Source organism: Fictibacillus arsenicus (assembly GCF_001999465.1).
Taxonomy (GTDB): domain Bacteria; phylum Bacillota; class Bacilli; order Bacillales; family Fictibacillaceae; genus Fictibacillus; species Fictibacillus arsenicus.
On record NZ_MQMF01000003.1, the window covers coordinates 419,747 to 433,809 of the forward strand.

Annotated in this window: 11 protein-coding genes; all 11 read right to left on the reverse strand. The window is 39.6% G+C overall.

Going from position 1 to position 14,063, the window contains the following annotated elements; genetic code table 11:
- Positions 1-184: 184 nt before the first annotated feature.
- Entirely contained in the window at positions 185-619 is a 435-nt protein-coding gene (locus tag UN64_RS16070; protein WP_077364581.1) for a YlbF/YmcA family competence regulator, read from the reverse strand.
- Positions 619-2,211: a tRNA (N6-isopentenyl adenosine(37)-C2)-methylthiotransferase MiaB gene (gene miaB / locus UN64_RS16075; RefSeq protein WP_077364583.1), complete on the reverse strand. Its 1,593-nt coding sequence runs from the start codon at positions 2,209-2,211 to the stop codon at positions 619-621. Before miaB ends, UN64_RS16070 begins: the two co-directional genes overlap by 1 nt.
- A gap of 416 nt (positions 2,212-2,627) precedes the next feature.
- Positions 2,628-3,803, reverse strand: a complete 1,176-nt coding sequence (locus tag UN64_RS16080) for a glycine C-acetyltransferase (protein WP_077364585.1) — start codon at positions 3,801-3,803, stop codon at positions 2,628-2,630.
- A 16-nt stretch (positions 3,804-3,819) separates the two neighbouring features.
- A complete protein-coding gene (gene tdh, locus UN64_RS16085) occupies positions 3,820-4,860 on the reverse strand; it encodes an L-threonine 3-dehydrogenase (RefSeq protein ID WP_245802055.1) in 1,041 nt (346 codons plus the stop codon).
- Between the two features lie 178 nt (positions 4,861-5,038).
- Positions 5,039-5,905, reverse strand: a complete 867-nt coding sequence (locus tag UN64_RS16090; protein WP_077364587.1) for a 2-oxoacid:ferredoxin oxidoreductase subunit beta — start codon at positions 5,903-5,905, stop codon at positions 5,039-5,041.
- Position 5,906: 1 nt separating this feature from the next.
- Positions 5,907-7,649: a 2-oxoacid:acceptor oxidoreductase subunit alpha gene (locus tag UN64_RS16095; RefSeq protein ID WP_077364589.1), complete on the reverse strand. Its 1,743-nt coding sequence runs from the start codon at positions 7,647-7,649 to the stop codon at positions 5,907-5,909.
- Between the two features lie 355 nt (positions 7,650-8,004).
- Positions 8,005-8,265, reverse strand: coding sequence for a stage V sporulation protein SpoVS (spoVS, locus tag UN64_RS16100; protein ID WP_010193268.1), 261 nt, complete (start codon positions 8,263-8,265; stop codon positions 8,005-8,007).
- 260 nt (positions 8,266-8,525) lie between these two features.
- Positions 8,526-10,091, reverse strand: a complete 1,566-nt coding sequence (gene rny, locus UN64_RS16105) for a ribonuclease Y (RefSeq protein WP_077364591.1) — start codon at positions 10,089-10,091, stop codon at positions 8,526-8,528.
- Positions 10,092-10,898: 807 nt separating this feature from the next.
- Positions 10,899-11,945: a recombinase RecA gene (gene recA / locus UN64_RS16110; RefSeq protein ID WP_077364593.1), complete on the reverse strand. Its 1,047-nt coding sequence runs from the start codon at positions 11,943-11,945 to the stop codon at positions 10,899-10,901.
- A gap of 128 nt (positions 11,946-12,073) precedes the next feature.
- A complete protein-coding gene (locus tag UN64_RS16115) occupies positions 12,074-13,315 on the reverse strand; it encodes a competence/damage-inducible protein A (RefSeq protein ID WP_077364595.1) in 1,242 nt (413 codons plus the stop codon).
- 148 nt (positions 13,316-13,463) lie between these two features.
- Positions 13,464-14,042 carry a CDP-diacylglycerol--glycerol-3-phosphate 3-phosphatidyltransferase gene (gene pgsA / locus UN64_RS16120; RefSeq protein ID WP_077364597.1) on the reverse strand — a complete coding sequence of 193 codons (579 nt, stop codon included), beginning with the start codon at positions 14,040-14,042 and terminating at the stop codon, positions 13,464-13,466.
- Positions 14,043-14,063 lie beyond the last annotated feature (21 nt).

Genomic DNA, 14,063 nt, shown 5'->3' on the forward strand with positions numbered 1-14,063 from the left:
GATTGGATGAAAGGCAATTGTCGAACAGCCTATAAAACTTTTTGAAGGATCATAAATAAATATAAAGGACCATAAAACTTTATTTTATAGTCTTTCATCTATTTCATCGGCCCTCTTTTTAGCTATATTATGCAGAACAACAAAAAACACGATGCTCATCGAACATCGTGTCTTTAATATAATATTAGTGGCAGCCGCAGCCGCCAGGAGAACATCCTTCTTGAGAACCTGTTGTTCCTTTAAGAAGATCTCCGCCAGTCGATTCAATGATCTCATCTGTTACTTTGTTTGAGATTGTATGTGAAACCATTTGCAGAATATCATTCACATCATTCTGCGACTGTTTAAATTCCTGAACGACAGGGATGCTGTCTAGTTCAGCCATAAGTGAGTCAATCTTTTCTTCTACTTCTCTAGAAGCTTCATGCTTTTGATAATGCTGAAGATTAACAGCTTGCTTTTGCAAGTTCTTAATTTGCCCCATCAATTTAGCAACGTTGGCATTCGTATTGATTTGAGCTTCAGCTTTCTTGAAAAATTCCACTTCTTCAGTTGTCGCGATCATTTTTGCAAGTTCTTTTGCTTTCCCTAAAATTTCTTCTTTAGTATAAGTTGCCATTAGCTTACCACCTCTGATTTTTCTACGACTAATTCTCCGCCAAGATTCCAAGTTTTAGCGTCGGTAATCTTAACTTTTACAATTTCACCGATCAAGTGTTTAGGAGCTTTAAAGTTTACTACTTTATTAGAACCAGTGTGACCGGTCAGCACATCCGGATTCTTTTTGCTTTCTCCTTCAACTAGCACTTCTACAACTTTTCCCATGTAAGCGTGGTTTTTGCGAAGCGAAATATCATTTAAAACGCTGTTCAAACGCTGAAGACGCTCACGCTTAACCTCCATTGGCACATTGTCTTCCATCTTTGCAGCCGGAGTACCTTCTCGCGGTGAGTAAATAAACGTATACGCCGCATCGTACTCTACTTCTTTTACAAGAGTAATCGTTTCTTCAAACTGTTCATCTGTTTCATTAGGGAATCCCACAATAATATCTGTCGTTAATGCTGCGTTTGGAACGGCAGCCTTTATCTTATTTACAAGTTCCAGATAGTGCTCACGTGTATATTTTCGAGCCATTAATTTTAAGATATCACTATTGCCGTGCTGAACTGGTAGATGGATGTGATCGACGATATTACCGCCTTTTGCAAGCACTTCGATCAAGCGGTCATCAAAATCACGCGGGTGACTCGTCGTAAATCGCAGTCTTGGTATATCAATCTTGCGGATTTCATCCATTAGATCTCCTAGACCGTAGTTTAAGTCTTCGAAATCTTTGCCGTAAGCATTTACATTTTGACCTAGCAATGTAACTTCCTTATAGCCTTCTCTTGCCAGCTGTCTAACTTCCTCGATAATATCTTGCGGATGCCTGCTGCGTTCTTTGCCTCGTGTATATGGAACAATACAATACGTACAGAACTTGTCACATCCGTACATAATGTTTACCCAGCCTTTTACATTGCCCTTGCGTTTTCTTGGAAGGTTTTCAACAATGTCACCCTCCTTAGACCAAACCTCAACAACCATTTCTTTTGAAAATAGTGCATTTTCAATGATTTGAGGAAGTCGGTGGATATTGTGAGTACCAAAAATCATATCTACTTGAGGATAAGTTGATAGTATTCGGTTTACAACAGATTCTTCCTGAGACATACATCCACAGACACCTAAAAGCAAGTTTGGATTGTTCGCTTTTGTATGTTTCAAATGTCCAAGTTCACCGAAAACTTTATTTTCAGCATTTTCACGAATCGCACACGTATTTAATAAAATGACATCCGCATCTTCTGTCGAGTCTGTAACATCATAGCCCATCTCATTAAGTATGCCAGCCATAACCTCAGTATCATGTTCGTTCATCTGGCATCCGTAAGTTCGTATATAGAACTTCTTCCCAACACCTATATCTTTTAAATTCTCAGGAATCATGAAATCTTTTAAAATTTGAGTCTGCTCTTTACCGCGCTTTTTTGCGTCTTTTAAAGAAGGCGGAGTATAAGTGGTTTGAAAATATTGTGAGTAGTCTCTATTTTTATCTTTATTAATCGTTTTATTGTCTTTCGTATCCAAGACATTTTCACTCCTAACTGCCTTTGCTGCATATTGCTGCTTCAATCTTTTAATAATACATGTATCTAACTGTAACATTATATCAAATAATTGGTTTTATTAAAACGTGTAATCCCGTAGGTTTACATAATGATATTATAGTAACTAGTATCACTGCTGCAAACAAAAAAGAAGGATTTCTCCTTCTTTTTTACATTAGGCTCTTTTCTAAAAGATTGTTGCTTATGATAATTTTTTTCGCTACATTGATAAGTTGATTGAAGTGCAAGGTGCGTGCAAACTACCTGAATAATCCTCTTGCAAGGCATGCGACGAGGAACAGGCCGCGTCAGGATTTGCGTGTAGACGCAGGAGCACATATACTTCCCAGATGGTGAGACTCCCAAAGGGGCAAAGCGCGAGGAGGCTCACCGCCCGCCCCGTGGAAAGCGAGCGAACTGGAACGAAAATCAACTACCTTCAAAAACAACAATGTTTATAAAATCAGCTTTACATTAAATAATTTCTAGTTCTTTTCCAGCCTTTTCAAATGCGTCAAGGGCCGCTTGCAATTCTTCTTTAGTATGCTGTGCGGTAACGATTGTTCTTACGCGAGCTTTCCCTTTCGCAACTGTCGGGAATGCGATGCCTTGAGCAAATACACCATACTTTAACAATGTATCTGAAAGCTTATGTGCTAAAGCATCATCACCAACAAGAACAGGAGTGATAGGTGTTTCACTTACACCCGTCTTAAATCCAAGTTCTTTAAGACCTGCTTTGAAAAATTTCGTATTTTCCCATAATCGTTCCATGTGTTCTGGTTCTTCTTCTAATACATCAATAGCAGCAGAACTAGCAGCGATAACTGCAGGCGGATGAGATGTACTGAAAAGGAAAGGACGTCCTTTATGGATCAGGTAGTCTCTTAAAGTTTGGGTACTTGCAATATAACCTCCAAGAACACCAATCGCTTTACTTAATGTACCAACTTGGATGTGTACACGGCCGTTTAAATTAAAGTGATCGATCGTACCGCGTCCGTTAGTTCCTAACACTCCGCTTGCATGGGCATCGTCAACCATCACAAGTGCATCGTACTTTTCAGCAAGTTCTACGATTCCAGGCAGTGGTGCGATATTGCCGTCCATGGAGAATACGCCATCTGTTACGACGATTCTTTTTCTATAATCCTGTGTTTCTTTTAACGCAGCTTCCAAATCTTCTAAATCTACATGCTTATAGATTCTTCTTTTTGCTTTTGTTAAACGGATTCCGTCTATTATTGAAGCATGATTCAGTTCATCCGAAATAACGACATCCTGATCTGTCAGGATCGCTGAAAGGATTCCTTGGTTTGTTGAAAAGCCAGATTGGAATACAAGGCATGCTTCTGTATGTTTAAATTCAGCAAGCTTTTTTTCGAATTCCTCGTGCATAGAAAGTGTCCCTGCAATCGTACGAACAGAACCAGTTCCTACACCAAACTCTTCAACTGCTTTTAATGCTGCGTCTTTCATTTTCGGATGGCTTGTTAATCCTAAATAGTTGTTTGAAGAAAGCTGGATTACTTCTTTGCCATTGATAACAACTTTTGATCCTTGCTCAGATTCAAGAGGTACAAGTTTTCTAAACGTTCCCTCTTCTTTCATATGGTCTAATTCTTCTTGTAAGTATTCAAAACCTTTCATCATTACAAGCCCCTTTCTAAGGTATTAGAACTACTTTTCCGCAATTGCCTTTTATCATTAAATCAAAACCTTCCTCAAACTGCTCCAATGGAAGAGTGTGAGTGATGATTGTTTCAGGGTACATGTTTCCAGATTGTAAAAGTCCAGACACCTGCTGCCATGTTTCATACATCTTTCTGCCAGTAATACCTTGTACTGTTACTCCTTTGAAAACAACATCATTTGTAAGGTCAATTTCAACAGGCTTAACAGGCAAACTTAAAATAGATACCCGGCCACCGTTCGTAATCATTTTAAAACCTTGGTCGATAGCTACAGGGTGCCCGCTCATCTCACAGACAACATCCACACCATTCCCGTCTGTAAGCTCCAGCACTCTTGCTACAGGGTCTTCATTTTTCGGATTAATAACAGCTGTAGCACCAATTTTTTTTGCTAAATCAAGACGGTATTCGTTAAGATCTAACGCGATTACCTGGCTGGCCCCAGCAGCTTTAGCTACGTTTACAGCCATGATGCCTATCGGTCCGCAGCCGATAACTGAAACTGTTTTACCTGCAACATCACCAGCTAGAACCGTATGAACTGCATTTCCCATCGGCTCTTGAATAGAACCATGTTCAAATGGCATATCAGGATCATTCTTCCAGATGTTTTCCGCAGGCATCGCCACATATTCAGCAAAACAGCCGTGAGTATCAACACCAATAATCTTCGTATTTTTACAGATATGGAACTGCCCTTTTAAACATTGTGGACAAGAATGGCAAACTATATGAGTTTCTGCTGAAACGTGATCGCCAGCTTTAACATTTTTCACTGAGCTTCCTACTTTTTCAACAACCCCAGAAAATTCATGTCCGAAAACATAAGGAGTTTTCACACGGCTTTGGGACCATTCATCCCAAGTGTATATATGGACATCCGTACCGCAGATCGAAGTTGCTTTTACTTTAATTAAAACTTCATCATCTTTAATTTGAGGTATATCTACTGTTTCTAATCGAGCACCGTATCCCGCATGATGCTTAACAATTGCTTTCATTTTCCCTTCCAAACTGAACACTCCTCACTAAACATCAAATATCATATCCAACATCATTGTACATTTTATAAATAGTGAGGTAAAGAGCAGTGTTCTCCTCAGATGGACATACGCAGACACCGAAAAAAATTCTTGAAAAAATTTTAACTTAAACAAAAACCTCCTCCTAAATATAGGAGGAGGCTATGAATTACATAAATTCTGTCATTAGCTGATTGAATTTTTCCTCTGACAGGTTTAAGTCCATTTTAGCTAGAGCTTCTTTGCTGTAGCCATGGGCAAGATCCTGATAAGAAGACTTTACTTTATCCTGGTAGATAATCCCTTTGACAAGGCCTTTGTTCTCCATCAATGTTTGCATAGCCATCATTCGATTTGAAGAATCATAGTTTTCAATTGAGCTTAATGGAACCAAGTGTTCTTTGAACCAGTCATATGTGTTTACCTTATTGTAAGTAACACAAGGCGAGAAAACGTTGATTAAAGAGAATCCTTTGTGATTAATACCTGCTTCAATTATAGAAGTAAGTTCTTTAAGATCTGTTGAAAAGCTTTGAGCTACAAATGTCGCACCTGCGGTTAAGGCAAGCTCCATAATGCCTATAGCTGATTCTACAGAACCTTCTGGCGTACTTTTCGTCTTAAAACCAACATCAGAACGCGGTGATGTCTGTCCTTTCGTCAGTCCATAAATCTGGTTATCCATTACGATGTATGTGATATCAATATTTCTTCTGATCGCGTGTACCGTGTGGCCCATACCGATTGCAAATCCGTCACCGTCACCGCCAGAAGCGATTACAGTTAAGTCGCGGTTTGCCATCTTTACACCTTGTGCAATAGGCAGTGAACGCCCATGAATTCCATGAAACCCATAAGATTTGATATATCCAGAGATTCGCCCAGAACAGCCGATTCCAGATACGACCGCAAGATTATCTGGTTCTAACCCGACATTTGCTGCCGCTCTTTGAATGGCTGCCTGCACAGAAAAATCTCCACAACCCGGACACCAGTTAGGTTTGATACTGTTACGAAATTCTTTAAATGTAGCCATATTAAACCAGCTCCTTGCATTTCATGACAACTTCAGATGGCAAGAAAGGATTTCCATCATATTTTAATAAACTCTTAATTTTTTCATGCTGCCCAACATTCATTTTTAAAATGTTAGCTAATTGTCCTGTTGCGTTATTTTCAACAACGATTACTGTTTTCGCAGCGTCAATTAACGGTTTCATCTCATCAGCCGGGAATGGATGAATTAAACGAATATGCGCATGATTTACTTTAAACCCGTCAGCTTCTAAACGCGGCATCGCTTCTTCAATAACACCTCTTGTAGAATTAAAGCCAACAAGAAGAATGTCCGCTTCCTCGTGTTGTCCCTGCTTTACAATAGGAACATTGAAATTAAGGTTCTTTAATTTGCGAAGACGCTTATCCATCTGCTTTTGACGGTTAGCTGCTACTTCTGACGGTTTTCCGGTTTCATCATGCTCTACACCTGTAACATGGTGAATACCATTTTTCATACCAGGAATTACACGAGGCGAGATGCCGTCTTCAGTAACTTCATATCGTTTAAAGTACCCGTCTTTATCATCAGTTTCAGGCAATTCTTGATTTGGATCAAGTTTACCGCGGCGAATTTCCACACGGCTGAAATCTAACGGTTCAACAGATTGTTTACCGAGCGAAAGCTGAAGATCCGTTAGTAAAATAACTGGGCATTGGTATTCTTCTGCAATATTTAAAGCCTCTACAGCATCATAAAATGCCTCTTCAACAGTACTTGGTGCCATAACTACTTTTGGAATTTCACCATGTGTACCGTAAATCATTGCCATCAAATCTGATTGTTCTTGTTTTGTCGGAAGTCCTGTGGATGGTCCTCCGCGCTGTGTATCAACAACTACTAACGGTACTTCTGTCATTCCAGAAAGACCAAGTGCTTCCATCATCAATGAAAGTCCTGGACCTGCAGATGAAGTGATCGTTCTAACTCCAGCATAGTTTGCACCAATTGCCATCGTACATGCAGCGATCTCATCTTCTGTCTGAATAACTGTTCCGCCAAATTCAGGAAGTTTCTTAATTAAATACTCCATGATCTCTGAAGCAGGCGTGATAGGATAAGCTGCCATAAAACGAACGCCGCCCGAAACAAAACCTAATGCGATTGCATCGTTTCCAATCATGAACATTCTCTTTTTGCCGTCTGCTTTATTTAACTGGAAACCGTCAATCTGGCCGCCTGATAATTCATTAAAATGATCTGCACCTTTTTGAATAGCTTCCATGTTCTTTTCAACTACTTTTGCACCTTTACGTGAAAAAATTTCCTCAACAACTTCCAAGTAGCTTTCTACTGGCAATCCAAGTACAGCACTTGTTGCGCCAATCGCCACCATATTCTTCATGAGAGAAGTTCCGAGTTCACTTGCAATCTCAGTAAATGGAACCGCATACAATCTGACATTGAGGTCTTCTGGTACTGTAGGATTAAATTTAGAATCTCCTATTACAACTCCGCCATCGCGTAGCTCATGAACATTCACATCAATTGTCTCTTGATCGAATGCTATTAAAATATCAAGATCATCAGAAATAGAACGGGTTTCACTCGTGCTTACACGAATTTTATTGTTGGTATGACCGCCTTTAATTCTCGAAGAAAAGTGTCGATAGCTATAGAGATAATAGCCAAGGCGATTAAGAGCCATCGCAAAAATCTCACCTGTGCTATCGATACCTTCACCCTGCTGTCCGCCAACTTTCCAAGAAAGTTGATCAATCATGTACTCCACCCTTTCAGTAACCCAAACGTTAATTTTTTGAGGAATTACTTAGTTTTGTGTATTGCTTTCATGGTGATTTCAACGTTTTGATACGTTAAATAAATTATGTACTAAACGTCTACAATTCTAGACTTAACTTAATAAAAATGCAAGTATTCGGCCGAAATTATTCAAACTATTTCAAAAACAGGCAAATCATGTAAGAACTTCATTGTTATTGTTACCACCCCTGTTCTTGTACTATCAATTCTATTATATTTCTTCATATTCCTCCATAAGCAGCACTGTAAGTATATTAAAATCACAAAAAAACCTGCTTACTCATATTAAGTAAACAGGTTTTTTCATTTTCTTATTATCGCGGTTCCACTATTAATTTAATTGCGGTTCTTTCTTCCCCATCAATTAAGATATCTGTAAATGCTGGTATACAAATGAGGTCAACTCCGCTCGGTGCTACAAATCCTCTTGCAATCGCTACTGCTTTTACAGCTTGATTTAATGCACCTGCACCGATCGCCTGTATTTCAGCGCCTCCTCTTTCACGGAGAACACCTGCAAGTGCACCAGCTACAGAATTGGGGTTGGATTTTGCTGAAACTTTTAATATTTCCATTGTTTTGAACCTCCTTCAGGATAGATACCTGTTCTACTATATTCATTGATCATGGCTTGTATTCCTGCAGTAACAAATTTACCGGCATCTTTATAAAATATTTGTTCTGCTAAGTTGACCTTCTGAATAAACCCCGGTTATCTGTTTCCCTTAACATTGGCAGTTCAAACCTTATTGTAATTTAGAAATCTCCGAATATTGCATATAAAAAAATAAAAAAACAGGCTCAAAAGGTTTTTAATAGCCTCAGAGCCTGTTCATTATTTCGCGTATTCTACTGCTCGTGTTTCACGAATAACCGTTACTTTGATATGTCCTGGATAATCCAGTTCACTCTCGATCTTCTTCGTTATATCACGGGCAAGTCTATAAGAAGCTACATCATCAATCATATCAGGTTTGACCATGATACGAATTTCGCGTCCTGCTTGAATAGCAAAAGATTTTTCAACTCCATCAAATGACTCTGAAATCTCTTCCAGCTTTTCAAGTCTGCGAATATACGTTTCTAAAGTTTCCCGGCGCGCTCCTGGTCTAGCAGCTGATAGTGCATCTGCTGCTGCCACTAGAGTAGCAATAATTGATGTTGGTTCTGTATCACCATGGTGTGACGCAATACTATTGATAACTACAGGGTGTTCTTTATACTTTGTAGCAAGTTCTACCCCGATATCAACGTGGCTGCCTTCAACTTCATGATCAATCGCTTTACCGATATCATGAAGTAATCCAGCGCGTCTAGCAAGATGTACATCTTCACCTACTTCAGCTGCCATTAACCCAGCTAAGTAAGCCACTTCTGTTGAATGTTTCAGTACGTTCTGACCGTAGCTTGTACGATACTTCAAACGACCAAGGATCTTAATTAAATCTGGGTGAAGTCCGTGAACACCTACTTCAAACGTAGTTTGTTCTCCAACTTCTCGAATGTACTCATCCACTTCTCTGCGTGATTTTTCAACCATTTCTTCAATTCGTGCAGGGTGGATTCTTCCATCCTGAACAAGTTTATCCAAAGCCATACGCGCAATCTCGCGACGAATAGGATCAAAACCAGACAAAATAACAGCTTCCGGTGTATCATCGATGATTAAATCGATTCCCGTTAATGTTTCAAGTGTTCTGATGTTTCGTCCTTCACGCCCAATAATTCTTCCTTTCATTTCATCATTAGGAAGATTTACCACAGAGACTGTTGTTTCTGCTACGTGATCGGCTGCGCAGCGTTGGATAGCCAGTGAAAGAATTTCTTTCGCTTTCTTGTCCGCTTCTTCTTTTGCACGATTTTCCATTTCTTTTACCATCATCGCCAACTCATGTGTCATCTCGTTCTCAGTTTCAGTCATAATGATTTGGCGTGCTTCATCCCTGGTAATACTGGAAATGCGCTCAAGCTCTCGTTGCTGTTCCTCCAGCAATTCCTCCACTTTGCTTTCAATCTCTTCAATTTGTCGCTGTTTTTTGGTGAGAGATTCCTCACGTCTTTCTAAAGTTTCCTCTTTCTTGTCAAGAGTTTCACCTTTTCTGTCCAGGATCTCTTCTTTCTGAACCAATCGATGTTCTTGTTTTTGAAGCTCGTTTCGACGTTCGCGAATCTCGCGTTCTGCCTCTGTACGTAGCTTATGGATTTCATCTTTTGCTTCTAACAGCGCTTCTTTCTTGCTGGCGTCAGCATCGCGCTTTGCATCTTCAACAATTTGCGCAGCTGCACGCTCTGCGCTTGAAATCTTCGCTTCAGCAATTGATTTCCTAACAAGATATCCGACAATTGCACCGACACCTAATGAGACAAGCAAACTGGAGATGAATACTGCTAAACTTGGCATATTTCCACCTCCTCTTGCTTATTCTGCTTTTCTGCTTTTCATACTGCATTTCTTGGCGTCATTCATGTTACATGTGCTTTGCACCATTCATGTCGTACAAATTCTATACATATCTTTTAATTTCATAAGAAATCAAAATATATCTCCATTTTATAGGTGTGCCCATAGCTTGTCAAGAGAGTCAATCTTCTATAATAATAGGATGGCATAAAAATAGCAAGGAGCATTATTTGCCTGTATTTGACGAAATTAGTCTCCGGAAATAAGGCTGTTTTTCTCTTTTACGTAAGAGTTAAAAATAAAAATTGCCAGTCAAATGAGAAGCCACTAAAAAAGTCCAACATATAGAAGAGGATCTCCGCTCCAGGGTACATGCTTTCCGCGGGGCGGGCGGTGAGCCCCATGCCGCTACGCGCCTTTATGGGTCTCACCTGTCCCACTCGTCCCGCAGGACAAGGAAGGCTTCGGCAGCATTGCCTCGCACGAAGAAAATGTGAATTTCATTTTCGAGGAGTCAGTACCCTTCCGCTCCAATCACTACATGTTTGTATCGCAAATTCAAAAGAAGGTTCTGACCATCTCGCATTAACGAGGTAGCATGGAAATGCAAGATGCCGTCCCGATATTTATTGTAAATTTAAAATAATCATGAAGTTAATTAAATAATAAAGGGTAAGACAAGGACAAAAAACAAGGGCTTCGCAAGTGAATGCCATGCGAAGCCCTTGTTTTTTTACTGTATAAAAAGAAAAACCGGTGAAATTCAACCGGTTTTTCAGTGGCCAGTCAAATGACTGGCCTCATCTCTTACTTTTCTGTCAGCTCGAATTCTTCTTCTGAAGCAGGAGCTTCTACTTCTGCTGTTTTTCCTTCTAACTGATAGTAGTTACGGATTTCAGCAACAATCGCTGCCGCAATCTCAGGATTTTCTTTTAAGAATTGCTTAGAGTTTTCACGGCCTTGACCTAAACGCTCACCTTCATATGAATACCAGGCTCCGCTCTTTTGAACAATATCAATCTCTGAACCGATATCTAAAATCTCGCCTTGATAAGAGATTCCTTCTCCGTACATGATATCAACTTCAGCTGTTCTGAATGGAGGAGCAACCTTATTTTTCACAACTTTAATCTTCGTTTTGTTTCCGACAACATCCTGACCCTGTTTAAGCTGTTCTGCTCTTCTCACCTCTAGTCGTACTGAAGAATAGAACTTTAGTGCTCTTCCGCCTGGAGTTGTTTCCGGATTACCGAACATAACCCCGACTTTTTCACGGATTTGGTTAATAAATACTGCGATTGTTTTGGACTTGTTAATCGCTCCTGATAGTTTACGCAATGCTTGAGACATCAATCGAGCTTGAAGACCCACGTGAGAGTCTCCCATTTCCCCTTCAATCTCAGCTTTTGGTACAAGAGCAGCAACTGAGTCAATAATTAGGATATCGACCGCTCCGCTTCGAACAAGTGCTTCAGCGATTTCGAGCGCTTGCTCCCCAGTATCAGGCTGGGACAGTAACAATTCATCGATGTTAACTCCAAGTTTTTGTGCATATACAGGATCCAGCGCGTGCTCAGCATCAATAAAAGCAGCTTGTCCGCCGTTTCTTTGAACTTCAGCAATGGCATGAAGTGCAACAGTTGTTTTACCTGAAGATTCCGGACCATAAACCTCAATAATTCTGCCTCGTGGATAACCACCGATTCCAAGTGCAATATCTAAAGCAATGGAACCACTGGAAACAGTTGAAACTCTCTGATCTGTCTGTTCTCCCAGTTTCATAATTGAACCTTTACCAAATTGCTTTTCAATTTGACGCAGAGCCATATCTAAAGCCGCTTTTCTATCGCTCATCAAAATTCACTCCTCTTATTTGTATCTTCATTTATTTTTAATTCATTAATTCCTTTATTAACTACTTTTCTATCATATCTCTTTTTTTTCATTTTGCCAATCATTTTACGAACATTTATTCGATTTTTTTATTGATCTTCTTTGACCAATCGGTTTAATAAGTATAAACCATGTTTTACTGTCTTTTCACGAATACTGTTCCTTGTTCCAGCAAGTCTTATAGGAAAAACTTTTGTCTCCTGCGGTCCTGCAACGCCGATAAATATAGTTCCAACAGGCTTTTCCTCTTGTTGTTCTGGTCCTGCCACACCTGTAAAACTGATCCCATAATCTGTTTTAGCCATTTTTCTTATATGTTCAGCCATCCATTCAGCACATTCTTCACTGACGGCTCCATGTTCTTTAATTAAAGAATCAGGTACATTTAGCAGGTTTTTCTTTAATTCATTTGAATAGGCAATTATACCGCCTTTAAACACAGCCGAGGATCCAGGCTGATCTGTCATAATCCTTCCGAACAAACCGCCTGTCAGACTTTCAGCAGAGGCAACAGTAGCTTTCCTTTTCATCAATGAATCCATTGTCTGTTTTTCCAGAGTATCATTCTCATACCCGTAAAAAAAAGCAGATGTTCTTCCCACAATCTCTGACTCAGTTTCATCAAGCAATTTTTTGGCTTCTTCTTGATCGGTATGTGCAGCAGTCAGACGGATTGTCACTTCATGTTCAGACGCTAATGGTGCGATTGTAGGATTCGTTTGTTTTTCAATCAAATCTTGAAGCTTTGTTTCCAAAATCGACTCACCAATGCCAAAGAACTTCAAAACACGGGAATATAATCTAATTTGCACATCCATCTTTGAAAGAAGAAAAGGAACAACATAATTCATGAACATTGGCTTCATCTCACTCGGAGGACCAGGAAGCAATATACAGGTTATTTCATCTTGAGTAAATGCCATGCCAGGAGCCATTCCATTTTCATTAGGCAATACCTTGGCATCTTTAATGATAAGGGCTTGTTTCTTATTGTTATCCGTCATTTCCCTATTTGTTTGTTCAAAGTAATTTGTTATGTAACGCAGTGAATCCTCATCATGAACCAGTTCTTTATTGAATAATTTTGCAATCGTCTCTTTTGTTAGGTCATCTTTGGTCGGTCCCAGACCTCCTGTGAAAATAAGAAGGTTTGAACGAGAGCAAGCTGTTTTTACAGCAGAAGACAGCCTTCTTTCATTATCTCCGGCAACCGTGTGATAAAAGACGTTCACCCCTATGTCAGCTAGATTTTTAGAAATATATTGAGCATTGGAATTTACGATCTGGCCTAAAAGCAGTTCACTGCCTACTGCAATAATTTCTGCGTTCATCTCAATCACTCTCCCTGATTATATCTTCAATTAATATTAGTTCAACTTTGCAAAAGAAAAGATAGCATAATAATTATAGCTTGGTTTTTAGCAATTTCTCTTAGTAAGAATAAAAAAACAGGAGTATTCCTCTCCTGTTTTTCATGATTTACTTTGATTTTAGTAAAATGTGTTTGCTGTTCACAAAATATTCCCACCCGGAATAAAGAGTAATTAAAGTAGCAAGCCATAAGCTAATTGTTGCAAACGGAACACCGATCCATGCAAAAGGAAGATTATGAAGCAACAAAGCGGATATTGCAATGATCTGTATCCACATTTTTAGTTTCCCCATCTGACCCGCTGCAATAACTTCTCCTTCAGCAGAAGCAACAGCCCGGATACCAGTCACTGCGAATTCCCGGCTAAGGATAACGATAACCATCCAAGCGGGAGCTGCACCTAGTTCAACTAATCCAATCAGAGCAGCAGACACAAGAAGTTTATCTGCAAGAGGATCTAAAAACTTTCCTAAGTTTGTTACTAAGTTGTATTTACGTGCATAATAACCATCTACCCAGTCAGTACTGGATGCAAATATAAAGATCAGGGCTGCAATAAAATGGGTCACAGGCAACTTTTCTCCTGCGATTGTCCATGTTCCCCAATCGAAACCGCCTAAAAGTACAATCATAAATAGCGGGATTAAAAAAATTCGAGATATTGTTATCTTGTTAGGTAAATTCAAAACAAATTCCTCCAAAATACG

Excerpts from the sequence above, each read along its gene's own strand:
- rny (WP_077364591.1), bottom strand. The coding sequence starts at position 10,091 with ATGCCAAGTTTAGCAGTATTCATCTCCAGTTTGCTTGTCTCATTAGGT.
- UN64_RS16115 (WP_077364595.1), bottom strand. The coding sequence starts at position 13,315 with ATGAACGCAGAAATTATTGCAGTAGGCAGTGAACTGCTTTTAGGCCAG.
- spoVS (WP_010193268.1), bottom strand. The coding sequence starts at position 8,265 with ATGGAAATATTAAAAGTTTCAGCAAAATCCAACCCCAATTCTGTAGCT.
- recA (WP_077364593.1), bottom strand. The coding sequence starts at position 11,945 with ATGAGCGATAGAAAAGCGGCTTTAGATATGGCTCTGCGTCAAATTGAA.
- UN64_RS16080 (WP_077364585.1), bottom strand. The coding sequence starts at position 3,803 with ATGAAAGGTTTTGAATACTTACAAGAAGAATTAGACCATATGAAAGAA.
- UN64_RS16070 (WP_077364581.1), bottom strand. The coding sequence starts at position 619 with ATGGCAACTTATACTAAAGAAGAAATTTTAGGGAAAGCAAAAGAACTT.
- UN64_RS16090 (WP_077364587.1), bottom strand. The coding sequence starts at position 5,905 with ATGGCTACATTTAAAGAATTTCGTAACAGTATCAAACCTAACTGGTGT.
- miaB (WP_077364583.1), bottom strand. The coding sequence starts at position 2,211 with ATGTTACAGTTAGATACATGTATTATTAAAAGATTGAAGCAGCAATAT.
- UN64_RS16095 (WP_077364589.1), bottom strand. The coding sequence starts at position 7,649 with ATGATTGATCAACTTTCTTGGAAAGTTGGCGGACAGCAGGGTGAAGGT.